Source organism: Cupriavidus basilensis (genome assembly GCF_000876015.1).
In the GTDB taxonomy this organism is placed as follows: Bacteria; Pseudomonadota; Gammaproteobacteria; order Burkholderiales; family Burkholderiaceae; genus Cupriavidus; species Cupriavidus basilensis_B.
Map to the genome: position 1 here is coordinate 523,143 of NZ_BBQM01000012.1, position 24,217 is coordinate 547,359.

The window sequence follows — 24,217 nt, forward strand, 5'->3', positions numbered from 1 at the left end:
GTGGTTTGGCGCGATGATGCCATAGCTTGTGGCGCCGAAGCTACCCGGCGGGCGCCGCGTCCGTGGCCACATCCGTGGCCCCACGCGGCGCCCGCCCGTTCAGCGCGATTGCAGCTTGAACGATTCGCCCTGCATGCCGGCGCGGTCGACCGCGGCGATGCGGTTGCGGCCGTTGTCCTTGGCGTGATAGAGCTGCGCGTCGATCAGGTTGATGAACGCGGTCTGGTCCATCCGCTCGGTCGGCACGATGGTGCCCACGCCAAAGCTCGCCGTCACGCACTGGTTGTACGGCGAGCGCACGTGCGCGATGGCTTCCTCGGCGATCAGCGCGCGGCAGCGTTCGGCGGTCTTCATGGCGGCTTCCGCGTCGGTGTCGGCCAGCACCAGCATGAACTCCTCGCCGCCGAAGCGGCAGAGGAAGTTGTCCGCGCCGGCCACCCGGTCCAGGATGGCGGCGACCCGCTTCAGGCAGGTGTCGCCCTGCAGGTGGCCGTAGTAGTCGTTGTACGACTTGAAGAAGTCGATGTCGATCATGAGCAGCGACAGCGGCTTGCCGGTTGCCTTCGCCGCCGTCCATTCGCGCGCCATCACGTCGTCGAACATGCGACGGTTGCCGGCGCCGGTCAGGCCGTCGCGGAACGACAGGTGCTCGAGCTCCTTCTGCAATCGCGCGAGCTTTTCCTCGGTGCGCTTGCGCTCGCTGATGTCGAACATGAAGCCGACCAGCGAATCGACCTCGCCCTGCGCGTTGCGCACCACGTGCACCACGTCGCGCAGCCAGACGTAGCCGCCGTCGCGCGTGAGCGCGCGGTAGTCGGCCTCGTGGTCGGTGCCGGCCTTCGACTGCGCGACGCAGAATTCCAGCACCGCGGCGCGGTCGTCCGGGTGCATGCGCTCGGCCCAGTCGTTGACGGTCTTCCAGCTCGACGGCGCCCAGCCCAGCAGCGCCTCGATCTGCGGGCCGATGTAGGTGAACGCCATGCTCGCCCAGTCGATCTTCCACGGAATCGCCTTGGTGGACTCCAGCAGCGTCCGGTACACGGCGCTGTCGTCGTCGCCGAACACGCGGCCGGGCGGGGCGAGGGTTTCCTGGTGCGGCAGGAAGGCGGCTTGCAGCGGGCTGTCGGGCTGGTCGGGGCTGGGCATGCTGGCCGTGAGGTCGGGGGCTGAAGGGGGGCTCATTGTATCAACGGCGGGTTGCGGGATGCCTGCGGGGCGGTCGTCCTTGTCCGGCCGTCCGCCGGGAGGATCGATGTCCGGCGCCATCCACGCCGGACAACGCTCAACCCGCGCCACCCGCGCCGGCCTCGCGCCGCGCCCTCCCGTGGGTAATCCCCAACCCCTCCGTAGCCAGTCCGCACAAGAGCCACCCCGATAGTTTTGCTACGGTGGCACGACTGGCGAACGGGCCGGCGCCGGCCGGGCACATCGCATCGCGCGTCGCCAATCCCACCCGCGGCACCAGCACAGGAGACAAGCTTGGAGATCCTGCAACTTACCATCTCGGGCATCGCGCTGGGCTGCATCTATGCGCTGATCGCGCTGGGTTTCGTGCTGATCTACAAGGCCACCGAGACGGTGAACTTCGCCCAGGGCGAGTTCATGATGCTGGGCGCGTTCGCCGGGGTGGTGCTGACCCTGATGGGGCTGCCGCTGTGGCTGGCGGTGCCGCTGACGGTGGCGGGCATGGCGGGGTTCGGCATGCTGGTGGAGCGGCTGGCGATCCGGCCGATCCTCGGGCAGCCGCAGTTCACGGTGGTGATGCTGACCATCGGCATGGGCTACGTGATGCGCGGGGCGATCACGATGGTGCCGGGCATCGGCGCGGGCACGCATACGCTGCCGGTGCCGTACCAGGGCATGGTGTGGCGCGCGGGCGGGCTGGTGCTGAGCGTGGAGCAGGTGGCGGTGATCGCGGCCACGGCGGGGCTGTGCGTGCTGCTGTACGGGGTGTTCCGCTACAGCCGGATCGGGGTGGCGATGCAGGCGAGCTCGCAGAACCAGCTTGCGGCCTGTTACATGGGCATTCCGGTGCGGCGCCTGAACGGGCTGGTGTGGGGCCTGTCGGCGGCGGTGGCGGCGCTGGCCGGGCTGCTGCTGGCGCCGATCACGTTCGTGCACGCGAGCATGGCCTGCTGGGGCTGAAGGCGTTTCCGGCGGCGGTGGTGGGCGGCTTCGGCAGCCTGCCGGGCGCCATCGTGGGCGGGCTGGTGATCGGCGTGGTGGAGTCGCTGGCGGGCTTCTACCTGCCCGAGGGCTTCAAGGACGTGGCGGCCTACGTGGTGGTGCTGGTGATGCTGGCGGTCAGGCCCAACGGCCTGTTTGGCGAGAACCTGCGGAAAAAGGTGTAGCGGCGCGATGCGATTCCTCTTCAAGACCGATTACCGCCAGGACCTGCGCCTGGCCCGCCAGCCCGGCCAGCGGCTGTGGTACGCGCTGTTGCTGGCCTGCCTGCTGGTGGCGCCGGGCTGGGCCGGCAGCTACTGGATCGCGCAGCTCGGCTTCGTGCTGGTGTACGCCATCGCGGGGCTGGGGCTGATGGTGTTGTCCGGCTACACCGGGCTGCTGTCGATCGGGCACGCGGCATTCCTCGGCGTGGGGGCGTATGCGCAGGCGTGGCTGACCAGCCGCGGCGTGCCGTTCGTGCCGGCGCTGCTGCTGTCGGCGGCGTTGTCGGCGCTGGCCGGGGTGGTGGTCGGGCTGCCGGCGCTGCGGGTCAAGGGCATCTACCTGGCGATCGCCACGCTGGCCTTCGGCTTCATCGTGGAGGAGGTGCTGGCGCGCTGGGAGAGCGTGACCGGCGGCAACGCCGGGCTGGCGGTGGGCGCGCCGCAGGTGGCGGGCTACACGCTGGACAGCCCGGCGGCGTTCTATTACCTGTCGCTGGCGGTGTGCGTGCTGGCCACGCTGGGAGTGCTGAACCTGCTGCGCGGCGCGACCGGGCGGGCCTTCATCGCGATCCGGGATTCGGAGATCTCGGCGCAGAGCATGGGCATCCACCTCGCGCGCTACAAGACGCTGTCGTTCGCGCTGTCCGCCGCGCTGGTGGGGCTGGCCGGAGCGCTGTACGCGCACAAGCTGCGCTACATCTCGCCGGAGCAGTTCGGCATCGGGCAGTCGGTGGACCTGTTGCTGCTGGTGGTGGTGGGCGGGCTGGGCTCGGTGCACGGCGCGTTCCTGGGCGCGGCCTTCCTGATCGTGATGCCGCAGCTGATCGTGCTGGCCAAGGACTGGCTGCCGCCGGCGGTGGCGCAGGCCAGTGGTTTGCAGGCGCTGGTCTACGGGCTGGTGCTGATGGCGTTCGTGCTGTTCGAGCCGATGGGCCTGTACGGGCGCTGGTGCAAGGTGCGCACCTACCTGGAGCTGTTTCCGTTCTACCGGCAGGGCATGTTCCGGCGCCAGAAGGCGTTCCAGCGCTCCGAGCGCCTGAAATAGGGGAGGGCGCGATGTCCCACAGCCAATCCGATACCTTGCTGAGCGTGCGCGAGCTGACCGTGCGCTTCGGCGGCGTGCTGGCGCTCGACGGCGTGAGCTTCGACGTGCGCCGCGGCGAGGTCTTCACGCTGATCGGCCCCAACGGGGCCGGCAAGACCACGGTCTTCAACCTCATCAGCCGCATCTACCCGCCCACCGGCGGCGAGATCCTGTGGCTGGGCGAGCCGCTCACGCGCATGCCGCCGCACGCGATCGCCGCGCAGGGCATTGCGCGCACGTTCCAGAACATCGAGCTGTTCGAGCAGGCCACGGTGCTGCAGAACCTGCTGATCGGCCACCACACGCACCGCGCCGCCGGCTTCTGGGCGGACCTGCTGTTCACGCCGGCCGCGCGCCGCTCGGCGCTGGCCGCGCGGCGCAAGGCGGAGGAAATGATCGAGCTGCTGGACCTGCAGGCGCACCGCGACGCGCTGGTGGCCGGGCTGCCCTACGGCGTGCGCAAGGTGGTGGAACTGGCGCGCGCGCTGTGCAGCGGGCCGCGCCTGCTGTTGCTGGACGAGCCGTCGTCCGGGCTGAACGTGGAGGAGACCGAGGACATGGCATGGTGGATCCGCGACATCCGCAGCGAGCTGGGCATCACCGTGCTGATGGTGGAGCACGACATGAGCCTGGTCTCGCGCGTGTCCGACCGGGTGCTGGCGATGAACCAGGGCCAGGTGCTGGCGCAGGGCACGCCGGCCGAGGTGCAGGCGCACCCGGGCGTGATCGAGGCCTACCTGGGCACGGTGGACGACGTGGCCTCGCTGCGGAGGGCAGCATGAACCCGGCTGCCATCGACGCCGCCGCCGCGCAGCGCGGCATGGCACCGGCGCCCGTGCTGGCGCTGGCCAACGTGGAGAGCGCCTACGGGCCGGTCAAGGCGATCCGCGGCGTGAGCCTGGCGGTGGCGCCGGGCAGCATCGCCACCGTGCTGGGCGCCAACGGCGCGGGCAAGACCACCATCCTGAAGACCATCTCCGGCGTGCTGGATCCCACGCGCGGCAGCATCGCCTTCCAGGGCGAGCCGATCACCGGGCTGGACCCGGCGCGGATCGTGCGGCGCGGGCTGAGCCACGTGCCCGAGGGGCGCGAGGTGTTCCCGCTGCTGTCCGTGCGCGACAACCTGATGATGGGCGCGTACACCCGGCGCGACCGCGATGGCGTGGCGCGCGACATGGAGGCGGTGTTCGGCTATTTCCCGGTGCTGCGTGAGCGCGCGGCGCAGGACGCGGGCCTGCTCTCCGGCGGGCAGCAGCAGATGCTGGCGATCTCGCGCGCGCTGATGGCCGCGCCCGAGCTGATCCTGCTCGACGAGCCCAGCCTGGGACTGTCGCCCAAGCTGACCAAGGACATCTTCGAGATCGTGGTGCGCATCAACCGCGAGCGCGGCACCACCATCCTGCTGGTGGAGCAGAACGCCAATATGGCGCTCAACGCGGCGGACTACGGCTACGTGCTGGAGAACGGCCGCATCGTGGCCGAGGACACCTGCGCGGCGCTGCGCGAGAAGGACGACATCAAGGAGTTCTACCTCGGCATGAAGGACAGCGGCGTGCGCGGCGAGCGGCGCTGGAAGAAGCGCAAGACCTGGCGCTAGCCGCCCGCCCCGACCATCCCGACCACCCGACCACCAGATCCAGCCGGAGACCCGCCAATGGCCAGACCCGCCGCGCACGCCATGCAGCCCTTGTCCGAAGCCGCGTTCCAGACCGTGCCGCAGATGTTCTGGCACGCCGTGGACGTGCGCGGCGACGCCGTGATGATGCGGCAGAAGGACCTCGGCATCTGGCGCAGCTATACCTGGCGCGAAGTGGGCGAGATCGTGGCCGACGTGGCGGTGGGGCTGGCCGAGCTCGGATTGCGGCCGGGCGAGGTGGTCTCCGTGCTGTCCAACACCAACCGCGAATGGGTGTGGGCCGACCTGGGCGCGCTCACGGCGGGCGCGGTGGTCAGCGGCATCTACCCGACCGATTCGCCGTCGCAGGTGGAATACCTGTGCCAGGACTCGGGCACCGTGGTGCTGTTCGTGGAAAACGAGGAGCAACTCGACAAATACCTGGAAGTGCGCGAGCGCGTGCCGGACCTGCGCCGCGTGGTGGTGTTCGACATGGAAGGGCTGTCGGGCTTCGACGATGCCGCGGTGATGAGCTTCGACGCGCTGCTGGCGCTGGGCCGGCAGGCGCGCGCGCGGCAGCCGGGCTGGCTGCCGGCCATGCGCGCCGAGGGCAGCGCCGACGCGCTGGCGGTGCTGGTCTACACGTCCGGCACCACGGGGCGGCCCAAGGGCGCGATGCTGTCGCACCGCAACGTGCTGCGCAGTTGCCTGACGCAGCGCGAATTCCTGCCGGCCACCACCATCGGCGAGCGCATGGCCTTCCTGCCGCTGTGCCATGTGTCCGAGCGCCTCTTCGGGGAGTATTACGCGATCCTGTGCGGCGCGGTGGCCAACTTCGTGGAGAACCCCGACACCATTTTCGACAATATCCGCGAGATCCAGCCCGATGCCTTCCTGGCGGTGCCGCGCGTGTGGGAAAAGCTGTATTCCAGCATCACCATCGCCGTGCGCGAGGCCACGCCGCTGCAGCGCCGGGCCTACGCCTGGGCGCTGCGCGCCGGGCAGGCGCGCGTGCCTGAGCCGGGGCAGGCGCGGCGGCTGTCGCCTGGCGCGCGGATCAGGCTGTGGCTGGCCGATGCGCTGGTGCTGGGCAACGTGCGCCGCATGATGGGCCTGAACCGCGTGCAGCTGGCGGTGACGGGCGCGGCGCCGATCTCGCCGGACCTGATCCGCTGGTACATGGCGCTGGGCATCGAGCTGCACGAGCTGTGGGGCATGACCGAGATCACCGGCGCGGCCACCTGCAACCCGCCGGGCCGCACGCGCCCGGGCAGCATCGGCGTGGCGCTGCCGCATACCGAGGTAAGGATTTCCCACGAGGGCGAATTGCTGGTGCGCGGGCCGCAGGTCTTCATGGGCTACCTGAACCAGCCGGCCAGGACGGCCGAGACCATGACCGACGGCTGGCTGCGCACCGGCGACATCGGCCGCGTGGACGAGGACGGCTATTTCTACATCACCGACCGCATGAAGGACCTGATCATCACGGCCGGCGGCAAGAACGTCACGCCGTCCGAATGGGAGAACCAGCTCAAGTTCAGCCCCTACGTGACCGACGCGGTGGTGATCGGCGACCGCCGGCCGTTCCTGAGCTGCCTGGTGATGATCGACCAGGACAACGTGGAGCGGTGGGCGCAGGAGCACGACGTGCATTTCTCCGACTACGGCTCGCTGTGCCGCAGCAAGGAGGTGGTGGCGCTGATCGGGCAGGAGATCGACCGCGTCAACAAGCAGTTCGCGCGCGTGGAGCAGATCAAGGCGTTCCGCCTGCTGGAGACGCGCCTGGGCGCCGAGGACGAGGAACTGACGCCGACCATGAAGCTCAAGCGCAAGCTGGTCAACGACAAGTACAGCGCGCTGATCGAGTCGATGTATCCGGCCAAGGTGGCCTGACGCCCGCCGGCGGCAGCCTGCACAGGAGGCGCGATGGGCCATTCCGGCAAGACGGGCGGCAGCGGCCCCGCCAGCCATACCGGCAATGCCGGCGGCGTGGGCGGCGTGGGCGGCATCACCGGCGCCGGCGGCACGCGCGGCAAGGACAGCGCGGTGTCGCCGGTCTCGCGGGCGCTGCGCCACCTGTTCCTGGCCGGGCGGCAGGCCGCGCGCGTGCCGGGCCTGCCGCCGGGCACGGCGCCGCGCGCGCTGCACGCGGTGGGCGTGGTCGGCGCCGGCACGATGGGCAGCCGCATTGCCATGAGCCTGGCCGGCGCGGGCCTGCCGGTGACGCTGGTGGCCACCGGCGAGGCCGCGCTGGCGCGCGGGCTGGCCTCGGTGCGCGCGCAGTATGACGCGGACCTCCGCGCCGGCCGGCTGCGCCCGGCGCAGGTGGCGCGGCGCCTGCGCCTGATCGCCGGCACGCCGGACCACGGCGCGCTGGCCGGCTGCGGGCTGGTGATCGAGGCGGTGGTGGAGGACATGGCGCTCAAGCAGCAGGTCCATGCCCGGCTGGGCCGCATCTGCCGGCCGGGCGCCATCCTCGCCACCAATACCTCCACGCTGGACGTGGAAGTGCTGGCCGAGGCCAGCGGGCGGGCCGCGGATTTCGTGGGGCTGCATTTCCGCAACCCGTCCAACGGCGGGCGGCTGATCGAGGTGGTGCGCGCCGGCGCCACCGCGCCCGACGTGCTGGCCACCGCCATGCAACTGGCGCGGCGGCTGGGCAAGGCGGCGGTGGTGTCCGGCGTGTGCTTCGGCTTCATCGGCAACCGCATGGCCGAGGCCTACCTGCGCGAGAGCGAGTTCCTGATGATGGAAGGCGTGAGCCCGGCCCGGCTCGACGCCGTGATGGAAGCCTATGGCATGGCGATGGGGCCGTGCCGGATGCTGGACCTGGCCGGCATCGACGTGGCCGCGCGCATCGTGCTGGAGTACGGCAAGGCCGGAGGCCTGCCGCCGGACCCGGCCTACCGCGCGGTGGTGCGCACCTTGTTCATGCTGGGCCGGCTCGGCTGCAAGAGCGGCGCGGGCTTCTACCGCTATCCCGCCGGCGCGCCGGTGGCGGACCCGGAAGTGGCGCGCCTGTGCGGCGCGCTGGGCCGCGCGCACGGCATGGCGCGGCGCGGCGACATCGGCGACGAGGAAATCGCCGAGCGGCTGCTCTACCCGCTCATCAACGAGGCAGCCAAGCTGCTGGAGGAGGGCGTGGCCTGCCGGCCCGGCGACATCGACCTGGTGTGGACGGCGGGCTACGGCTTTCCGGACTACCTGGGCGGGCCGGTGTGGCTGGCCGACAGCATCGGGCTGGCGCGCGTGGTGGCGGGGCTGGAGCGCTATGCCCGGCAGCGCGGCAATCCCTATGACTACTGGGACGTGTCGCCGCTGCTGGCGGCGCTGGCGCGCGGCGGGCAGCGGCTGTCGGCGTGGTCGCCGCGGCCCCGTCCGCGCGATATGCCGCATGCGCCAGATACACCCGACCAGCCCGCGCCGTCCGCGATCCATTCGGGACTCGAGCCGCCGCAGAGCGTGCATTGAAGCAGCACGGCCAACAACGACGAACGACGACGAACAACGATACAAGGAGACAACCATGATCCGGAAAACCATCCTCGCCGCCGTGGCGCTGGCGCTCGGCGCCGGCGCGCACGCCGACACGCGCGGCGTCACCGACAAGGAAATCGTGCTCGGCCTGATCACCGACATGTCGGGGCCGATCGTCAACTACGGCAAGGAGTCGCGCAACGGCATGACGCTGGCCGTGGAGGAAATCAACGCGCGCGGCGGCGTGCAGGGCCGCAAGATCCGCGTGGTGGTGGAAGACAACGGCTACGAGCCCAGGCGCGCCGTGCTGGCCGCGCAAAAGCTGGTCACGCAGGACGGCGTGTTCGCCATCGTGGGCCACCTGGGCACCGCGCCCAACATGGCCACGCTGCCGTTCCTGCTGCAGAGCAAGGTCTTCAATTTCATGCCGCAGAGCGCGGCGCGCGACATGTACGAGCCGGCCAGCCCGTACAAGATCGCGCTGGGGCCGTCGAACTACCTGATGTCGACGACCATCATGGATTACTTCATGAAGCAGAAGCCCTACCAGCGCGTGGGCGCGCTGTACCAGGACGACGACTACGGGCGCGAATCCGTGGAGGGCGTGGTGGCCTACCTCAAGTCCCGCGGCATGACGCTGGTGGAAAAGGTCTCGTACAAGCGCGGGGCTACGGATTTCTCGTCGCAGATGGCGCGGCTCAAGGCGGCCAACTGCGACCTCGTGTTCAACGCCTCCACCATGCGCGAGTACGTGGCCTCGGCGCAGGAGGCGCGCAAGATCGGCTTCGACCCGGTCTTCGCCGGCACCACGGCCAACTACTCGCGCCAGGTGCCGCAGTTGGGCGGCCAGGCGGCGCAGGGGCTGCACGCGGCGGCCTTCATCATGCTGCCCTACGCGGATGACGCAAACCCGGCGGTGCGGCAATGGGCGGCGGCGTACAAGAAGCGCTTCAGCGAGGAGCCGGACGTGTACGCGATGTTCAGCTACTACGCCTACACCACCTTCGCCATCGTCGCCGACAAGGCGGGGCGCAACCTGACGCCGGAGACCTTCAACGCGGCGATGGAAGCCACCAAGCTGCCGCAGGACGCGCTCGGCAATCCGGGCTTCAACGTCTCGGCCGCCAACCGGCTGAGCAACGACCGCATCCGCATCATGCAGGTGGCCGGTGACAAGTGGATTCCCGCCAGCGACCTGCTGCCGCCGCCGAAGCTGTAGCCCGGGATGCCGGCCTCCGAACGTAAACGACCGCGGGATCGGGAAATTCGGGTTGCGCCAGCGCCGCCAGGGGCACTACGATGAGGCGGCTGGCACGGCTGCCCGATCGCTATCCGATAGCGGTCAGGTAGCGGTCAGGTAGCCACCTGACGCAAGACGCGGGCGGCCCTGCCGGCTATGCTGCCCCTGGCGCGCCGCTCCGTGCGGCGCCGCCACCACACACAAGCCGGCCCGGCGACGCACCCACGGGCGCGCGGATGGCGCCGGCAGGAGACAAAGGACATGCAGATGCAGGCAAGCAGCATTGCGTGCCCGCCAGCCACGACCCCGGCGCCCGGTGCCGCGGACGGAGGCGGCCGGGTGATGTGGGTCACGCCGGAGCGGCTGTTCTATGCGGGCCTGCTCGGTTCGCCGTCGGTGCGGACGATGGGCGGGCTGCTGATCTACGTGGCGCTGCGCGCGCCGATCCGCATCAGCCTGGACGGCGCGCGCTGGGACAGCACCGAGCTTGCGGTGGTGCCGGCCTACATGCCGCATTCGGTGGCCTGCGACGACCGCATGATCTGCGACCTCGGGCTGGAGGCCGAGAGCATCGACCTGGAGCGGCTGCCTGCCGTGATCCGCGGGCAGGCCGGCCCGGTGGAGGACGCCGCCTTCGCGCGCCACGTGCGCCAGGCCCATGCCTGGCTGAGCCGGCACGGCAGGGAACTCGACCTGCAGGCCGGCAGCTTCGACCAGATCTTCTTCGGACAGGCGCTGGCGCGGCGCCGGCTGGACCCGCGCATCGAGGCGGTGGTGGAACGCATCCGCGGCGCGCCGTCGGCCACCGCCACGGCGGAGTCCTGCGCGGCGTCGGCGCATCTGTCGTTCTCGCGCTTCCTGCACCTGTTCAAGGAGGAGGTCGGCACGCCGTTCCGCAGCTTCCGCACCTGGAAGCGCGCGCGCAGCCTGCTGCATTACGTCACGCAGGATTCCAACCTGGCGCACGTGGCGCTCGATACCGGCTACCCGGACTCCACGCATTTCAGCCATTCGATCCGGCAGGTCTACGGGCTCAAGCCCAGCGACATCTTCGCCGGCTCGCGCAAGCTGGCGCTGATCGGCGAGCGGCGGGTCGTGGTCGGTTAGCCGGCTGGCCAGTGAACGTCAATGAAGGCCAACGAAGGCCAGCTAGCCCGCCGCGCTTTCCTCGCGCAAGGCCGCCTTGTGGATCTTGCCGGCCGGCGTCATCGGCAGCGTGCCGCGCACCACCACCTGGCGCGGCACCTTGTAGTCGGCCAGGCGGCTCGCGCAATAGGCGCGGATCTCCTGTTCCGTGATCTCGCTGCCCGGCCTGGGCACGATGTAGTAGCGCCCGATCTCGCCCAGCACCGGGTCCGGCACGCCGATGCCGGCCACCATCATCACCGCGGGATGGTGCGCGATCACGCCTTCGATCTCGGCCGGGTAGACGTTGAAGCCGCCCTGGATGTACATGTCCTTCTTGCGGCCCTTGAGCTGGATGTAGCCGCGCGCGTCCACGCAGCCCAGGTCGCCCGAGCGCAGCCAGCCATCAGTGCCGAAGGCGTCGGCATTGCCGGCGCCGCCGGCGCCACCGATGTAGCCGCCGCACACGCCGGCGCCGCGAAAGCACAGCTCGCCGATTTCCCCGGGCGCGGCGATCTCGCCGGCCGGCGTGACCACGCGCACCTCGGCGGTGTCGAAAACGCGGCCGATCGACGCCATCAGGTCTTCGTGCGCGGCGTCCCACGGCGTCATGACGATGGCGCCCGAGGCTTCGGACAGGCCATACAGGTTCATCACGGCGGCCTGCGGCATGCGCGCCTGGAGCTTCTCGAGCAGGGCGGCGTCCACGGTGGCGCCGCCCACGATCACCAGCCGCACCGAGGAAAAGTCCATGCCGGCGGCGTCCGGATGCATCAGCAGCAGCGTGGCCATCGTCGGCACGCCGGAGAAGATGGTCGGCGGGTGCCGGCGCATCATGGCCAGCACGGTGTCGGCCTTGAACACCGGCACCAGTTCGCAGGTGCCGCCGCCGAGCAGGTAGCTCAGCACGCCGCAGGTGATGCCGCCCACGTGGTTGAAGGGCAGGGCGATCTGCACGTGGTCGTGCTCGCCGGCGCGCGTGTGGCGCGCCTGCGCCCAGGCCGAGGCCAGCAGGCTGCGGTGCGACAGGCCGGCGCCCTTGGGGCGGCCGGTGGTGCCGGAGGTGTAGATCACCATCGCGAGGTCGTCCGGCGCGACGCGCGCCTCGGCCGCCTGCAGCGCGGCGCGGTCCGGCAGCGTGTCCAGCAGTTGCGCGAAGACGGGCACGCCGGGCAGCGGCTCCGGCATGGCGTCGATGGGAATGACGTGGCGCAGCCCGGGCATGCGCGGCAGCAGGCGCCCCAGCATGCCGAGGAAGTCGAAGCCTTCGGCCCGCGGCACCGTGAAGACGGCCTTGGCGCCGCTGTCGTTGACCATGTGCTCGATCTCGTGGTCGCGGTAGCGCACGCTTAGGCCCACCACCGCCACGCCGATGCGGGTGGCGGCGAAGAACAGCTGCAGCCATTCGATCTGGTTCAGGCCGATCAGCCCGATGCGGTCGCCGTGCCGCAGCCCCAGCCCGAGCAGGCCGCAGGCCAGTTGCGCCGAGGCGGCCTCGACCTCGCCGAAGCTGTGCGCCTGCTCGCCGCACAGGTAGGCGGTGCGCTTGTCCCAGCGCTCGCTGGCTTGCTGCAGGGCGGCGCCGATGGTGGCGGGCGGCTGGGTCGGGACCATGCGGATTCTCCGTTGGGGGAAGGGAAATGCGCTTGTGCGGCAGCTTGAGCACAGGAGCGTAGCCAACGCGGCGGCGCAAGGCTTGCGGAAAGTGGCTGGCCGGGCCTCCGGCGGCGTGCGGGGCTGCGCCGCCATTTACCAATGACATGCGTAAATGACAAATACCCACTTCATTGGTATTTGCAAAATACCCATATTGTTTGTAAAGTGACATTGCCCATGTCGTAGGCAAGACCATGAAACAACAGCTTTCCACCGCCACGCAGCTAGGCCAGGTGCTGCTATCCGCACGGCGGGCTGCCGGGCTGTCGCAGTCCGACCTCGCCGCGCGCCTCGCCGTCAGCCAGAGCCGCATCTCCCACATGGAACTGAACCCCGGCACCATCAGCGCCGGCCAGCTGCTGGCGCTGGTGAGTGTGCTGGGGCTGGAACTGGTGGTGCAGGACCGCGGCGCGGCCGACGCCGCGGCGCCCGCGGTGGAGTGGTAGCGATGGGCCGCAGGTCGCACGCGCGCGCGTTGTCGCTGTGGGCCAACGGCGAGCGCGTGGGGACGTGGCGCATCCCCGCGCGCGGCGAGATGGAGCTGCTGTACGACCCGGCGTGGATGGCCTCGCCGGCCGGGCGGCCGCTGTCCCTGTCGCTGCCGTTCGGCGTGGACGCCGCGCCGCTGCGGGGCGAGCGGGTGCGCAATTATTTCGACAACCTGCTGCCCGACAGCGACACCATCCGCAAGCGGCTGGCCACGCGCTTCCAGACCGCCGGCACGGACGCCTTCGACCTGCTCGAAGCCATCGGCCGCGACTGCGTGGGCGCCGTGCAGCTGCTGGCGGAGCACGCGCAGCCGGCCGGCCACGACCGCATCGACGGCACGCTGCTGTCGGATGCGGACATCGCCGCCTTGCTGCGGCAGACCGTCGGCCCGGCCGCGCCCGGCGCGCGCGACGACGACGATTTCCGCATCTCGCTGGCCGGCGCGCAGGAGAAGACCGCGCTGCTGTGGCACGGCGGGCGCTGGCTGAAGCCGCACGGCGCCACGCCGACCACGCACATCCTCAAGCTGCCGCTCGGGCTGGTCGGCAACAAGCGCGCCGACCTCGGCACCTCGGTCGAGAACGAATGGCTGTGCCTGGCCATCCTGGCCGCCTACGGGCTGCCGGCCGCGCGCGGCGAGATCCACGCGTTCGACGGGCAGAAGGTGCTGGCCGTGCAGCGCTTCGACCGCCAGATGCATTCGTCGGGCAACTGGATCCTGCGGCTGCCGCAGGAGGATTTCTGCCAGGTGCTGGGCGTGCCGCCGCACCTCAAGTACGAGGCCGACGGCGGCCCCGGCATGCGCGACATCGCGCAGATCCTGCGCCAGTCCGTCGACGCGGACGCCGACCTGGAAACCTTCCTCGCCACGCAGGTCCTGTTCTGGATGCTGGCGGCGCCCGACGGGCACGCCAAGAACTTCAGCATTCGCCTGCTGCCGGGCGGGCGCTTCCGCATGACGCCGCTGTACGACGTGATGTCGATCTGGCCGGTGGTGGGCAACGGCGCCAACCAGTGGTCCTGGCACAAGGCCAAGCTGGCGATGGCGGTGGCCGGCAAGAACCGGCACTACCTGTTCAAGGACGTGCAGCGCCGGCATTTCAACGCGATGGCGGCGAAGTGCTTCCACGGGCCGGACGCCGAGGCCATCATCGGCCGGCTGGTCGCGCGGACCCCGGCCGTGATCGCGCAGGTGAACGCGGCGCTGCCGGCGGGCTTTCCGCAGAAGGTGGCGGACAGCATCCTGGGCGGGCTGGCGGCGTCGGCGCGGCTGCTGGCGGACATGCCGGCGCGGTAGGGGAGGCGGGCGGCGGCGCCGACCACTTAGCGCAAGACGAACCGCGGCGGCGCGGCCTATGTTCGGGACTCCCAGCCACCCGCCACAGACCGGATTGCGCATGCCCCTCCTGACCCTGCCGCCACTGCCGCACTACTTCACCGCCGAGCACGAACAGTTCCGCGGCACGCTGCGCGCGTTCGTCGCGCGCGAGATCACGCCGTTCGCCGGCGCGTGGGACGAGGCCGGCACCTTCCCGCGCGCGCTCTACCGCCGCGCCGCCGAGATCGGCCTGCTGGGGCTGGGCTACCCGGAGGCGTTCGGCGGCACGCCGGGCGACCTCTTCTACCACATCGTCCAGGCCGAGGAATTCGCCCGCAGCGGCTCGGGCGGCGTCAACGCCTCGCTCAACTCGCACACCATCGGCCTGCCGCCCATCGTCGCGGCCGGCAGCCCGGCGCTGCAGCAGCGCGTGCTGCCGCCGGTGATCGCCGGCGAGAAGATCGCCGCGCTGGCCATCACCGAGCCCGGCGGCGGCTCCGACGTGGCCAGCCTGCGCACCACCGCCGTGCGCGACGGCGACCACTACGTCGTCAACGGCGAGAAGACCTTCATCACCTCCGGCATGCGCGCCGACTTCATCACCACCGCCGTGCGCACCGACCCCGCCAACAAGGGCGCGGGCGGCATCTCGCTGCTGCTGGTGGAGGGCAACCCGCCCGGCCTGGCACGCACCGAGCTGCGCAAGATGGGCTGGCTCGCCTCCGATACCGCCCACCTGCGCTTCGACAACTGCCGCATCCCCGCCGCCAACCTGATCGGCGAGGAAAACCGCGGCTTCCCGCTCATCATGCGCAACTTCAACGCGGAGCGGCTCGGCATGAGCGCCAGCGCCTACGCCTACGGCGAAGCCTGCCTGCGCGAAGCGCTCGACTGGGCGCGCCAGCGCCACACCTTCGGCCAGCCGCTGGTGGCGCGGCAGGTGATCCGCCACAAGCTGGTGGACATGGCGCTGCGCATCGAGGCCGCGCGCAACCTCGTCTACGACCTGGCCTACCGCGTCCAGCACGAAGCCGGCGATCCCGCGCAACTGGTCGCGCGCACCTGCATGGCCAAGATCCAGGCCACCAAGGCCATGCAGTTCTGCGCCGACCAGGCCGTGCAGATCCTCGGCGGCATGGGCTTCATGCGCGGCACCCTGAGCGAGCGCGTCTACCGCGAGGTCAAGGTAATGATGATCGGCGGCGGGTCGGAGGAAATCATGAAGGACCTGGCGGCGCGGCAGCTCGGGTTTTGAGGCAGGAGTTTTGAGGCAGGAACGGCGATAGCGTATTCGTTCGTGACTTTTATGGGGCGAAACAAGGTGGCCGCCCGGTAACGTATCCGATTGAAGACGGTATATGCCTTGCAAGACTGGGAGGCACTATACTGTCTTCGTCCGCATACGTTATTTCCTTCCCGTCACCGATGCAGCATCCCATCTCGGCACCCGCGAATCTCGGGCAACTCGCCCGCGCCGCGCGCATGGCGCAAAAGCTCACGCGCGACGAGCTCGCGCGCGCCACCGGCCTGTCTCCCGCCTTCATCTCCGCGGTGGAGCGGGGCAAGGAAACCGCGCAGGTCGGCAAGGTGCTGCTGCTGCTGCAGGAGCTCGGCGTGCGGCTGTACGGCGAAGCGCCGGACGTGCAGGCGTTGATGGCCGAACAGGGCGGGCTTGCCCGCCGGCGGGTGCGCAAATGAGCGAGGACCGCACGCTTGCCGCCTACGCGAACGGCATCAAGATCGGCGAAGTCACCGACAGCAACGGCGTCTGGCGCTTTGCCTACGACGCCGGCTGGCTGCGCGAGCCGGGCCGCTTCGCGCTCTGCCCGAGCCTGCCGCTCGGCCCGCAGGCATTGGTCGACAGCAGCACCGACCGGCCGGTGCAGTATTTCTTCGACAACCTCCTGCCCGAAGAAGGACAGCGCGCCTTGCTGGCCGGCGCGGCCCGGCTCGACATCGAAGACGCGTGGGGCATGCTGGCGTTCTACGGTGCCGAGTCGGCGGGCGCGATCACGCTGCTCGCGCCGGGCCAGCAGGAACCCGCCCGCAGCCGGGTGCCGCTGTCCTTCGCGGACTTGCATCAGCGCATCCAGGACTTGCCGGGCCGGCCGCTCGACGCCAGGGCGCCCAAGCATATGTCGGTCGGCGGCGCGCAGCACAAGCTGGCGGCCATCCTGGTGGGCAAGCCAGGCGCCCGCCAGTTGCTGGAACCGGTCGGCGCCGAACCGTCCACCCACATTCTCAAGCCGGAAGCCAGGGGCACCGCGTGGCCGCATGCCGCCATCAACGAGTTGTTCTGCATGCGGCTGGCGGCGCGCGCGGGCCTGCCGGTGCCGGCCACCGAATTCCTGCGCGTGCCCGCGCCGGTCTTCGCCATCGCGCGTTTCGACCGCGACGCGAGCGGCGACGCGGTACGGCGGCGGCATGTGATCGACGGCATGCAGTTGCGCGGCAGGAGCCGGACGCTCAAGTACACGCACGCATCCACGCAGACCTTGCGCGCGCTGATCGATCTGACCCGGACCCGCGCGGCCGCGCGCCTCGGCATCTACCGCTGGGTGGTGTTCAACCTGCTGGTGGGCAACGGCGACGCGCACATGAAGAACCTGTCGTTCTTCGCCGACCTGGACGGCTACAGCCTGGCCCCGTTCTACGACATCGTCAGCACCGTGGTCTACGACACCAGGAACCACCGCGACAACGCGCCGTACTGGCCGGATTCGGAGTTGTCGATGCAGATCGGCGCGACCCGGCACTACCGCGACCTCCGGCGCGTGGACGTGATCCAGGCCGGCCAGGAACTGGGCCTGAGCCGGGCCGCCGCCGCCTTCGAACTCGATGCCGTGATCGCCGCCGTCACGGAGCACGCGAATCCCGTCCGGGCGGAGGTGGAGGCCGAGGCCATGCCGGACGGCGGGGAAAGCCGGATCCTGAATGCGATCCTGGCCATGCCGGTCAAGGAAATGTCCGAACGCCTGCGCATGCCGGGCGGAATATAGCGGCATGCCGCCTTATATAATCGGCGGCGTCCCCCGCCGGCGCTGCCGCCGGGCGGGTACCCTGGAACCGGCCGAATGCCTTCGTACCCCTTAGTTCTCTGTCTGACCTTCGCGGTCGTCGGCAGCCTGACGATGGCCCTGCTGGCCTGGACCCGGCGCGACGATCCCACCGTCAAGGCCTTCCTGGTGCTGGCCGGCGGCACGGCGCTGTGGAGCGGGGGCCGCCTGCTGGAGCTGAGTTCGTCCGAGCTGGAAGCGCGCGTGCTGTGGGCCCAGCTGCAGTACGTCGGCATCCTGGCGGTGCCGATCGGCTGGTTCTGCGCCATGCTGCAACTGAGCCGGCCGAAGCTCGCCGTCCCGCGCTGGCTGCTGTCGATGCACGCCGTGGTCAGCGTGGTGACGCTGGGCCTGGTCTTCACCAACGAGCAGCACCGGCTGATCTGGTCGGCGATCGCGCTGGTGCCGGGCGGGGCGCCGCCGGGCGCGGTCTTCACCCACGGGCCGGCCTATGCCGCGCTGGCGGCGTACACCTACCTGCTGCTGTTCGTCAGCCTCTATTTCCTGGCGACGGCGCCCGTGCCGGGCAGCAGCCTGACGCGCGGCGGCCGTGCCGTGCTGGCCGGCGGGCTGGTGCTGCCGCTGCTGGCCAACGTGGCCTACCTGACGCGGCACACGGGGCCGCTGGGCGGCGACCTGACGCCGGCCACGTTCTCGGTGATGACGGTGCTGGTGTGGTTCTGCGCGCTGCGCGGCCACCTGGAGGACGTGGGGCACTACGCCCGGCTGCGGGTGTTCGATTCGCTGCACGAAGGCTGCGTGATCGCCGACGCCAACGATGTCATCGTGGACTCCAACCCGGCGGCGCGGCGCCTGCTGGCCGACATGACGCGCGGCCAGCCGGTGCCGCGCGCGTGGCGGCATGCCGTCGAGGCCAGCCGCGCGGGCGCGCATGGCGGCGGGTCCCATCTGATTTCCGAGGAGCGGGTGGACTACGAGCTGACGGTGGAGTCCGTGCGCAACCTGAACGGGCGGGCGGTGGGCATCATCGTGTTCCTGCGCGACGTGACGCGCTTCCGCTCGCGCGAGCAGGCGCTGACGGTGGAGAACTCCAGCCTGGCGGAGCGGCTGGGCGAGACCGAGGAAAAGCTCTCGCGCATCGAGGCGGACCTGTACCGCGATGCGCTGACCGGCGCCTACAACCGGCGCTTCTTCGAGCGCGAGGCGGCCGCGGTGGTGGCCGCGGCGTGCGAGCGCGGCCTGCCGGTGGGCTTCCTGCTGATCGACGTGGATTACTTCAAGCAGTACAACGACCTGCACGGCCACGTGCATGGCGACGAATGCCTGCGCCGCGTGGCGGGCGCCATCGGCGGCGCGCTGCGCGATGGCCTCGGCAGTCCCGGTGGCGCCGGCGGCTTCTGCGCGCGCGTGGGCGGCGAGGAATTCGTGGTGGTGCTGCCATCGGCGGCGGCGCCGGACACGCGCGCCGCCGGCCTGCGCCTGCTGGAGGCGGTGCGCGCGCTGCGCCTGCCGCACGGCGGCTGGCCCGAGCACCCTTACGTGACCATCAGCGTGGGCGCGGTGTGCGAGATACCGGCCTCGCCGCGGCTGGAGGCGCTGCTGGAACAGGCCGACGCCGCCATGTACGAGGCCAAGCGCAACGGCCGCGACCGCTTCGTCATGCGCGACCAGGCAATGCTGGCCACCTGTCCCTGAGCCGGACGGACCCGGTTATTCCTCGCTGGTCCACTCCACCTGCACGCCCAGGCTGCGCAGGTTTTCCACGAAGCGCGGATGGGCGCGGCGGATCGGGGTGGCGTTGCGGATCTCGGAGCGGCCGTCGATGCTGGCGGCGACCATGAACAGGGCGATGGCCACGCGGATGATGTACGGGCTTTCCACCACCGCCGGCGTGAGCGGGTTGCCGCCGAAGGTGATGAGCCGGTGCGGGTCGGACGAGAACACGTGGGCGCCGAACTTGGAGAGCTCGCCGGTCCAGCCCAGCGCGCCGTCGTAGACCTTGTTCCAGAACATGGCGTTGCCCTTGGCGCGCACGCCCAGCGCGATGAAGATGGGCAGCAGGTCGACCGGGAAATACGGCCACGGCGCGGCTTCCACCTTGGTCAGCACGTTGCTGGTAAACGGCGTCTGCACTTCGAGCGGGCCGGGGCAGGTGGCGCGCGACCAGCCGTCCTCGTGCGTGATCTGCACGCCGAACTTGGCGAAGGTGCGATCGATCAGCGGGAAATTGCCGGGCGCGCTGTTGCGCACCACCACGTCGCCGCCGGTGATGGCGCCCAGCGCCAGGAAGGTGGTGATCTCGTGGAAATCCTCGTCGAAGTGGAATTCGCCGCCGCGCAGCGCATGGCCGCCGTGCACCGTCACGCGCGAGGTGCCGATGCCTTCGATGCGCACGCCGAGCATCTCCATGAAGCGGCAGAATTCCTGCACGTGCGGCTCGGACGCCGCGTTGGTCAGCGTGGAAACCCCATCGGCGGCGGCCGCGCACAGCACGAAGTTCTCGGTGGTGGTGACGGAAGCGTAGTCGAGCCAGTGATCGTTGGGCGTCAGGCGGCCGGCGCTGCGCACCAGCAGCGAACCGTCGGCGCGCTCGATCTGGCCGCCGAAGCGGCGGAACACGTCCACGTGCGGATCGATCTCGCGCACGCCCAGCGTGCAGCCCTTGACGTTGTCCTCCAGCCGCGCCACGCCGAAGCGCGCCAGCAGCGGCGGCACCAGCATGATGGACGAGCGCATCTCCTCGGGCAGCCGGTGGCTGGCCGCGTCGAAGCGGGTGTCGCGGTGGTGCAGCTCCAGCGTGCCGGTGGCGTGGTCCATGCGCACGTCGCTGCCGAGCGTGCGGAAGATGTCGAGGATCTTGCGCACGTCGGTGATGTCCGGCACGCCGTGCAGGCGCAGCGGCTCCGCCGTGAGCAGCGTGGCGCACAGCACCGGCAGCACCGCGTTCTTGTTGGCGGAGGGGATGATGCGGCCACGCAGAGGCGTACCACCGTGCACGATGAGATTGGACATGGATCAGGAATAAGGGGACTGGCTGGGCTGACGGAGACTTGACGGAGACGGATCGAGGCTGGCCGGAGCGCGACAGCGCGGACCGGCCGCGGGCGCGTCCCGCATTGTACTTGCGCCGGCGCGCCGCGACGCAGCCCGGCACGTCACCTTGTTCTCCTTTTGCCCGACCTTTGTCGCCCTTTGTCGCCCTTTCCCGGCACGCATGCCCGCCACGGCACCCGCGCGGCGCTCAGGAATCGGCTTCAGGGGCCGGATTCAGGGACCGAAGCTCGAGCGGGCCTGGATGCCCCAGCCGCCGGCCTCCAAGGTCATGACGTACATCGAGTCATAGACGCCGATCACGCTGTGGTCCTTGCGAAAGCGCGTGTAGCTCAGCAGCACGTGCGCCTTGCGGGCATTGCACTGCACGACCTCGCGCGATTCCCAGCGGCTGTATGACCAGCCGTCCGCTTCTTCGAGCCGCTTGAACAGGTCCATCGGGTTGCTGCCGGGCGCTTCGTAGATCGTGGTGGTGCCGTTGGCGAGCCGGGTGTGCGGGAAGTGCATGCAGCGGTCCATCGCCGCGGCGTCGTGGTCGTTGAGCGCCTGCATGAAGGCGTCGAGGACGGCGTTGCAGGCGCGCTGGATGTCTTCGCGGGCGGCGACGTTGCTGGTGGATGCGGTGGGCATGGAGGGAAGTGTCTCTAACCTTATGGAACATGAGTTCCGTTTATTTTTGATTGCACGGAACGAGAAAGTCAAATTTTCTTTGGTCTTTCGAATTTACGCCTGACACGACACTTGCATTGCCATTTTCGCTGAATATAATGGACCTCATGTTCCATTTTAAAGATCCGCAGCGTGAACACCAGGACCGCGACCACCCCCGACCCCGATGACGCCGACAAGGATCAGGTTTCCGCCCTCGCGCGCGGCCTGATGCTGCTGGACTGTTTCCGCTCGCAGGAGCGCTTCCTCGGCATCCAGGAACTGGTCGAGCGCACGGGGCTGCCGAAGGCCACCGTGTCGCGGCTGGCCTACACGCTGCTGGCCAACGGCTATCTCGAATACGCGCAGGCGCAGGCCAAGTTCTACCTGGGCGCGCGGGTGGTCTCGCTGGGCTTCTCCGTGCTGGGCGCCATGCGCGTGCGGCAACTGGCGCGGCCGCTGATGCGCGAGCTGGCCGATGGCTGCTCGGCCTCGGTCGGCATCGGCATGCGCGACCGCCACACCATGCTCTATGTCGAGAACGCGGCCAGCGCGGCCAACCAGAACTTCCGCCTCAACATCGGCTCGCGCGTGCCGCTGGCGACCTCGGCGATGGGCCGCGCCTATTACTGCGGCCTGACCGGGGACGAGCGGGAAGGGCTGCTGGCCGAGCTGTCGCAGCGCGCGCCGTCCGAGTTCGGCCAGATCCGCGACTCGCTCGAAGCCGGCCTGAAGTCCTTCCGCGAACTGGGCTTCTGCCTGTCCGTGGGCGAATGGCAGACCGACGTGAACGCCGTGGGCGTGCCTTACCGCTCGGCCGACGGCACCGCGGTGCTGGGCTTCAATTGCTGCGGGCCAGCCTACCAGCTGACGCCCGGCGATCTGGTGGAGAAGTGGGGCCCGCGCCTGCTCAACGTGGTGCGCAACGTCGAGGCGGCGGTATTGGCTGCCTGACCGGCCACCTGATTGGCCACCGAACTGGCCACCTGAGCCGGCCCGCCGCGCGGGCCTTCCCTTCCTGATTTACCGAGGCCGGGCGGCCTCGCGCCGTGTCATGCCACCGCCGGGCTGCCCGGCCAACATAACGAAGGATCACGATGAGACAAGGTTCATTCAGCATTCCGCCGATGGAACGGGTATTTTTCGGGCGGCCGTTCGTCGAGGTGGTCCTGGAGGAAGTGGAGCGGCTCGGCGCGCGCCGCGTGTTCCTGCTGGTCAGCAATACGCTCAACAACAAGACCGACGAGATCGGCAAGCTGCGCGACGCGCTGGGCCCGAGGTTCGCCGCCATCCACGACGACATCCCCGCGCACATTCCGCGCGATGCGGTGCTGCGCGCGGCGGCGGTCGCGCGCGCGGCGGACGCCGACCTGATCGTGACGGTCGGCGGCGGCTCGATCACCGACGCCGGCAAGAACGTGCAGCTGTGCCTGGAGCACGACATCACCGAGCTGGACCAGTTCGAGCCGTTCCGCCTCAAGACGGACCCGGCGACGGGCGTGGTGGAGGCGCCGGTGTTCCGCGGACCGAAGGTGCGCCAGATCGCGGTGCCGACCACGCTGTCGGGCGGCGAGTTCCACCAGAGCGGCGGCTCCAACGACCCGGTCAGGAAACTCAAGCAGAGCATCCGCAACCCGCTGATGATTCCGCGTACCGTGGTGTTCGATCCGGTGCTGACGCGGCACACGCCGCTCGGGCTGTGGCTGTCCACCGGCATGCGCGCGGTCGACCACGCGGTGGAGTCGTTCTGTTCGCCCTACGGCAGCCCGTTCGTCGACGGCACCGCGCTGCAGGCGCTGCGCACGCTGCCCGATGCGCTCAAGCGCACCCGGAAGGACCCCGGCGACATGGAAGCGCGCGCCGACGCGCAGGCCGGCATGTGGCTGTCGCAGATGGGCATGTGGTCGCTGGTGCCGATGGGCGCCAGCCACGGCATCGGCCACGTGCTCGCGGGCACCTTCCACGTGCCGCACGGCCATTGCACCTGCGTGACCTTGCCGGGCGTGCTGCGCTTCAACAAGCCGGTGACGGAGGAAAAGCAGAAGCTGCTGAGCGCGGCGCTGGGCGACGCGAACCGCGAGACGGCCGACCTCGTGGCCGAGCTGATCGACGCGCTGGAGATGCCAAACCGGCTGCACAAGGTCGGCGTGGAGCGCAAGGACTTCGAGCTGGTGGCGAGGAACGCGCTGCTGGACCGCTGGACGCACAGCAATCCGCGCAAGTTCACGGGGCCGGAGGAAATCATCGCGCTGCTGGAGCAGGTCGCGTAGGCGCGGCGCGCGGGCCGCCCGTGTATGGGCCCGCCGCCGGAAAGTTCCGTCCGCGCATGCGTCATGTAGTGATCTATTTTGTATCGTAATTTGTACAAAGTAGAAACATGGATTTTTCCCCGGAATTTCATTCGGACGAAAGCCGAATGCAAGGCGACGGTAAGCGGTTTGGAAGGCTGCGTTCATAGAGTCTCCACACGCCACGGCATCCGCGATTCATTCGCGGCGCGGTGGCGCAGAAATAGGAGACGAAAGGACCAGCCTATGTACCAAGACACCCACACATACCGCCCCGCGGCCACACGGCCGGCGGCGTCCCCCTCGCTGCCAGCGATCCGGGGAGCCGCGCAATGAGCACACCCTCCCAATTCAAGAAGGACTACTACGGCGGCGCCCTGATGACGCTGGTCGGGCTTGCCTCGGTCACGGCCGGGCTGCAATACCGCACCGGCACGCTGGCCCACATGGGGCCCGGTTTCTTTCCGGTCGCCGTGGGCACGCTGCTGGCGCTGGTCGGCGTGATGATCGCGCTGTCCGCGCGCGGCGAGAAGGCCGCGGCGGCGCCGGTGCCGGGGCATGACCACAGCCACGGCCTGCCCGACCTGCGCGGCTGCGTCTGCATCGTGCTGGGCGTGCTGGCGTTCCTGCTGCTGGGCAAGTACGGCGGCCTGATTCCCGCGACGTTCGCGATCGTGTTCATCTCGGCGCTGGGCGATCGCAGCAACACGATCAAGCAGGCCATCGTGCTGGCGCTGGCGATGTGCGTCATCGCCGCGGTGGTGTTCTGGTGGGCGCTGCAATTGCAGTTGCCGCTGTTTACCTGGGGAGGCTGATCAT

20 protein-coding genes and 1 pseudogene are annotated in these 24,217 nt (G+C 69.9%); 17 read left to right on the plus strand and 4 right to left on the minus strand.

The window, feature by feature from the left end:
• Positions 1-99: 99 nt before the first annotated feature.
• Positions 100-1,146 carry a GGDEF domain-containing protein gene (locus tag KF708C_RS10110; protein WP_082079497.1) on the minus strand — a complete coding sequence of 349 codons (1,047 nt, stop codon included), beginning with the start codon at positions 1,144-1,146 and terminating at the stop codon, positions 100-102.
• A 333-nt stretch (positions 1,147-1,479) separates the two neighbouring features.
• Here KF708C_RS10110 and KF708C_RS10115 point away from each other — a divergent pair.
• The 8 genes and pseudogenes from KF708C_RS10115 (at position 1,480) to KF708C_RS10150 (ending at position 10,913) form a co-directional block, all read left to right on the plus strand.
• A pseudogene (locus KF708C_RS10115) lies at positions 1,480-2,351 on the plus strand (branched-chain amino acid ABC transporter permease).
• Between the two features lie 7 nt (positions 2,352-2,358).
• Complete coding sequence (locus KF708C_RS10120; protein ID WP_059411672.1) at positions 2,359-3,435, plus strand: branched-chain amino acid ABC transporter permease; 1,077 nt, start codon at positions 2,359-2,361, stop codon at positions 3,433-3,435.
• 11 nt (positions 3,436-3,446) lie between these two features.
• Positions 3,447-4,256, plus strand: coding sequence for an ABC transporter ATP-binding protein (locus tag KF708C_RS10125; protein WP_020205458.1), 810 nt, complete (start codon positions 3,447-3,449; stop codon positions 4,254-4,256).
• Positions 4,253-5,071, plus strand: a complete 819-nt coding sequence (locus KF708C_RS10130; RefSeq protein ID WP_020205457.1) for an ABC transporter ATP-binding protein — start codon at positions 4,253-4,255, stop codon at positions 5,069-5,071. The genes KF708C_RS10125 and KF708C_RS10130 overlap by 4 nt, the downstream gene beginning before the upstream one ends.
• 57 nt (positions 5,072-5,128) lie before the next feature.
• A complete protein-coding gene (locus KF708C_RS10135; RefSeq protein WP_020205456.1) occupies positions 5,129-6,982 on the plus strand; it encodes an AMP-dependent synthetase/ligase in 1,854 nt (617 codons plus the stop codon).
• A 33-nt stretch (positions 6,983-7,015) separates the two neighbouring features.
• The gene (locus KF708C_RS10140; RefSeq protein WP_059411673.1) at positions 7,016-8,560 is read left to right on the plus strand and encodes a 3-hydroxyacyl-CoA dehydrogenase; all 1,545 of its coding nucleotides are present in this window, start codon (positions 7,016-7,018) and stop codon (positions 8,558-8,560) included.
• A 55-nt stretch (positions 8,561-8,615) separates the two neighbouring features.
• Positions 8,616-9,785 (plus strand): ABC transporter substrate-binding protein, encoded by a 1,170-nt coding sequence (locus KF708C_RS10145; protein ID WP_059411674.1) that lies wholly within the window; start codon positions 8,616-8,618, stop codon positions 9,783-9,785.
• Positions 9,786-10,067: 282 nt separating this feature from the next.
• Positions 10,068-10,913, plus strand: a complete 846-nt coding sequence (locus KF708C_RS10150; RefSeq protein WP_231586425.1) for an AraC family transcriptional regulator — start codon at positions 10,068-10,070, stop codon at positions 10,911-10,913.
• A 42-nt stretch (positions 10,914-10,955) separates the two neighbouring features.
• On the opposite strand, the gene KF708C_RS10155 is transcribed toward KF708C_RS10150, so the two are convergent.
• The gene (locus KF708C_RS10155) at positions 10,956-12,545 is read right to left on the minus strand and encodes a class I adenylate-forming enzyme family protein (RefSeq protein WP_063922988.1); all 1,590 of its coding nucleotides are present in this window, start codon (positions 12,543-12,545) and stop codon (positions 10,956-10,958) included.
• 236 nt (positions 12,546-12,781) lie between these two features.
• On the opposite strand from KF708C_RS10155, the gene KF708C_RS10160 reads away from it, so the two are divergent.
• The 6 genes from KF708C_RS10160 (at position 12,782) to KF708C_RS10185 (ending at position 19,106) form a co-directional block, all read left to right on the plus strand.
• Complete coding sequence (locus KF708C_RS10160; protein WP_020202542.1) at positions 12,782-13,033, plus strand: helix-turn-helix domain-containing protein; 252 nt, start codon at positions 12,782-12,784, stop codon at positions 13,031-13,033.
• A gap of 2 nt (positions 13,034-13,035) precedes the next feature.
• A complete protein-coding gene (locus KF708C_RS10165; protein WP_059411675.1) occupies positions 13,036-14,373 on the plus strand; it encodes a type II toxin-antitoxin system HipA family toxin in 1,338 nt (445 codons plus the stop codon).
• Between the two features lie 100 nt (positions 14,374-14,473).
• Positions 14,474-15,649 (plus strand): acyl-CoA dehydrogenase family protein, encoded by a 1,176-nt coding sequence (locus tag KF708C_RS10170; RefSeq protein WP_059411676.1) that lies wholly within the window; start codon positions 14,474-14,476, stop codon positions 15,647-15,649.
• 170 nt (positions 15,650-15,819) lie between these two features.
• A complete protein-coding gene (locus KF708C_RS10175; protein WP_020202539.1) occupies positions 15,820-16,092 on the plus strand; it encodes a helix-turn-helix domain-containing protein in 273 nt (90 codons plus the stop codon).
• On the plus strand, positions 16,089-17,393 hold the full coding sequence (locus KF708C_RS10180) for a HipA domain-containing protein (RefSeq protein WP_059411677.1): 1,305 nt from the start codon (positions 16,089-16,091) through the stop codon (positions 17,391-17,393). The genes KF708C_RS10175 and KF708C_RS10180 overlap by 4 nt, the downstream gene beginning before the upstream one ends.
• Before the next feature lie 75 nt (positions 17,394-17,468).
• Positions 17,469-19,106 carry a histidine kinase N-terminal 7TM domain-containing protein gene (locus KF708C_RS10185; RefSeq protein WP_059411678.1) on the plus strand — a complete coding sequence of 546 codons (1,638 nt, stop codon included), beginning with the start codon at positions 17,469-17,471 and terminating at the stop codon, positions 19,104-19,106.
• Positions 19,107-19,121: 15 nt separating this feature from the next.
• Here the strand turns inward: KF708C_RS10185 and KF708C_RS10190 are convergent, their stop codons facing one another.
• Both KF708C_RS10190 and KF708C_RS10195 read right to left on the minus strand, forming a co-directional pair.
• Positions 19,122-20,423 carry a UDP-N-acetylglucosamine 1-carboxyvinyltransferase gene (locus tag KF708C_RS10190; protein ID WP_020202536.1) on the minus strand — a complete coding sequence of 434 codons (1,302 nt, stop codon included), beginning with the start codon at positions 20,421-20,423 and terminating at the stop codon, positions 19,122-19,124.
• 255 nt (positions 20,424-20,678) lie between these two features.
• Complete coding sequence (locus tag KF708C_RS10195; RefSeq protein WP_020202535.1) at positions 20,679-21,092, minus strand: hypothetical protein; 414 nt, start codon at positions 21,090-21,092, stop codon at positions 20,679-20,681.
• A 171-nt stretch (positions 21,093-21,263) separates the two neighbouring features.
• On the opposite strand from KF708C_RS10195, the gene KF708C_RS10200 reads away from it, so the two are divergent.
• The 3 genes from KF708C_RS10200 to KF708C_RS10210 all read left to right on the plus strand — a co-directional run bounded on the left by KF708C_RS10200 (position 21,264) and on the right by KF708C_RS10210 (position 24,213).
• Complete coding sequence (locus KF708C_RS10200; RefSeq protein ID WP_020202534.1) at positions 21,264-22,064, plus strand: IclR family transcriptional regulator; 801 nt, start codon at positions 21,264-21,266, stop codon at positions 22,062-22,064.
• 173 nt (positions 22,065-22,237) lie between these two features.
• Positions 22,238-23,380 carry an iron-containing alcohol dehydrogenase gene (locus tag KF708C_RS10205; RefSeq protein WP_059411679.1) on the plus strand — a complete coding sequence of 381 codons (1,143 nt, stop codon included), beginning with the start codon at positions 22,238-22,240 and terminating at the stop codon, positions 23,378-23,380.
• 350 nt (positions 23,381-23,730) lie between these two features.
• Complete coding sequence (locus tag KF708C_RS10210) at positions 23,731-24,213, plus strand: tripartite tricarboxylate transporter TctB family protein (protein ID WP_020202532.1); 483 nt, start codon at positions 23,731-23,733, stop codon at positions 24,211-24,213.
• Positions 24,214-24,217: the final 4 nt, after the last annotated feature.

Excerpts from the sequence above, each read along its gene's own strand:
- KF708C_RS10175 (WP_020202539.1), top strand. The coding sequence starts at position 15,820 with ATGCAGCATCCCATCTCGGCACCCGCGAATCTCGGGCAACTCGCCCGC.
- KF708C_RS10155 (WP_063922988.1), bottom strand. The coding sequence starts at position 12,545 with ATGGTCCCGACCCAGCCGCCCGCCACCATCGGCGCCGCCCTGCAGCAA.
- KF708C_RS10210 (WP_020202532.1), top strand. The coding sequence starts at position 23,731 with ATGAGCACACCCTCCCAATTCAAGAAGGACTACTACGGCGGCGCCCTG.
- KF708C_RS10120 (WP_059411672.1), top strand. The coding sequence starts at position 2,359 with ATGCGATTCCTCTTCAAGACCGATTACCGCCAGGACCTGCGCCTGGCC.
- KF708C_RS10180 (WP_059411677.1), top strand. The coding sequence starts at position 16,089 with ATGAGCGAGGACCGCACGCTTGCCGCCTACGCGAACGGCATCAAGATC.
- KF708C_RS10130 (WP_020205457.1), top strand. The coding sequence starts at position 4,253 with ATGAACCCGGCTGCCATCGACGCCGCCGCCGCGCAGCGCGGCATGGCA.
- KF708C_RS10125 (WP_020205458.1), top strand. The coding sequence starts at position 3,447 with ATGTCCCACAGCCAATCCGATACCTTGCTGAGCGTGCGCGAGCTGACC.
- KF708C_RS10195 (WP_020202535.1), bottom strand. The coding sequence starts at position 21,092 with ATGCCCACCGCATCCACCAGCAACGTCGCCGCCCGCGAAGACATCCAG.
- KF708C_RS10145 (WP_059411674.1), top strand. The coding sequence starts at position 8,616 with ATGATCCGGAAAACCATCCTCGCCGCCGTGGCGCTGGCGCTCGGCGCC.
- KF708C_RS10185 (WP_059411678.1), top strand. The coding sequence starts at position 17,469 with ATGCCTTCGTACCCCTTAGTTCTCTGTCTGACCTTCGCGGTCGTCGGC.
- KF708C_RS10170 (WP_059411676.1), top strand. The coding sequence starts at position 14,474 with ATGCCCCTCCTGACCCTGCCGCCACTGCCGCACTACTTCACCGCCGAG.
- KF708C_RS10150 (WP_231586425.1), top strand. The coding sequence starts at position 10,068 with ATGCAGATGCAGGCAAGCAGCATTGCGTGCCCGCCAGCCACGACCCCG.
- KF708C_RS10165 (WP_059411675.1), top strand. The coding sequence starts at position 13,036 with ATGGGCCGCAGGTCGCACGCGCGCGCGTTGTCGCTGTGGGCCAACGGC.
- KF708C_RS10190 (WP_020202536.1), bottom strand. The coding sequence starts at position 20,423 with ATGTCCAATCTCATCGTGCACGGTGGTACGCCTCTGCGTGGCCGCATC.
- KF708C_RS10110 (WP_082079497.1), bottom strand. The coding sequence starts at position 1,146 with ATGCCCAGCCCCGACCAGCCCGACAGCCCGCTGCAAGCCGCCTTCCTG.
- KF708C_RS10135 (WP_020205456.1), top strand. The coding sequence starts at position 5,129 with ATGGCCAGACCCGCCGCGCACGCCATGCAGCCCTTGTCCGAAGCCGCG.
- KF708C_RS10160 (WP_020202542.1), top strand. The coding sequence starts at position 12,782 with ATGAAACAACAGCTTTCCACCGCCACGCAGCTAGGCCAGGTGCTGCTA.
- KF708C_RS10205 (WP_059411679.1), top strand. The coding sequence starts at position 22,238 with ATGGAACGGGTATTTTTCGGGCGGCCGTTCGTCGAGGTGGTCCTGGAG.
- KF708C_RS10140 (WP_059411673.1), top strand. The coding sequence starts at position 7,016 with ATGGGCCATTCCGGCAAGACGGGCGGCAGCGGCCCCGCCAGCCATACC.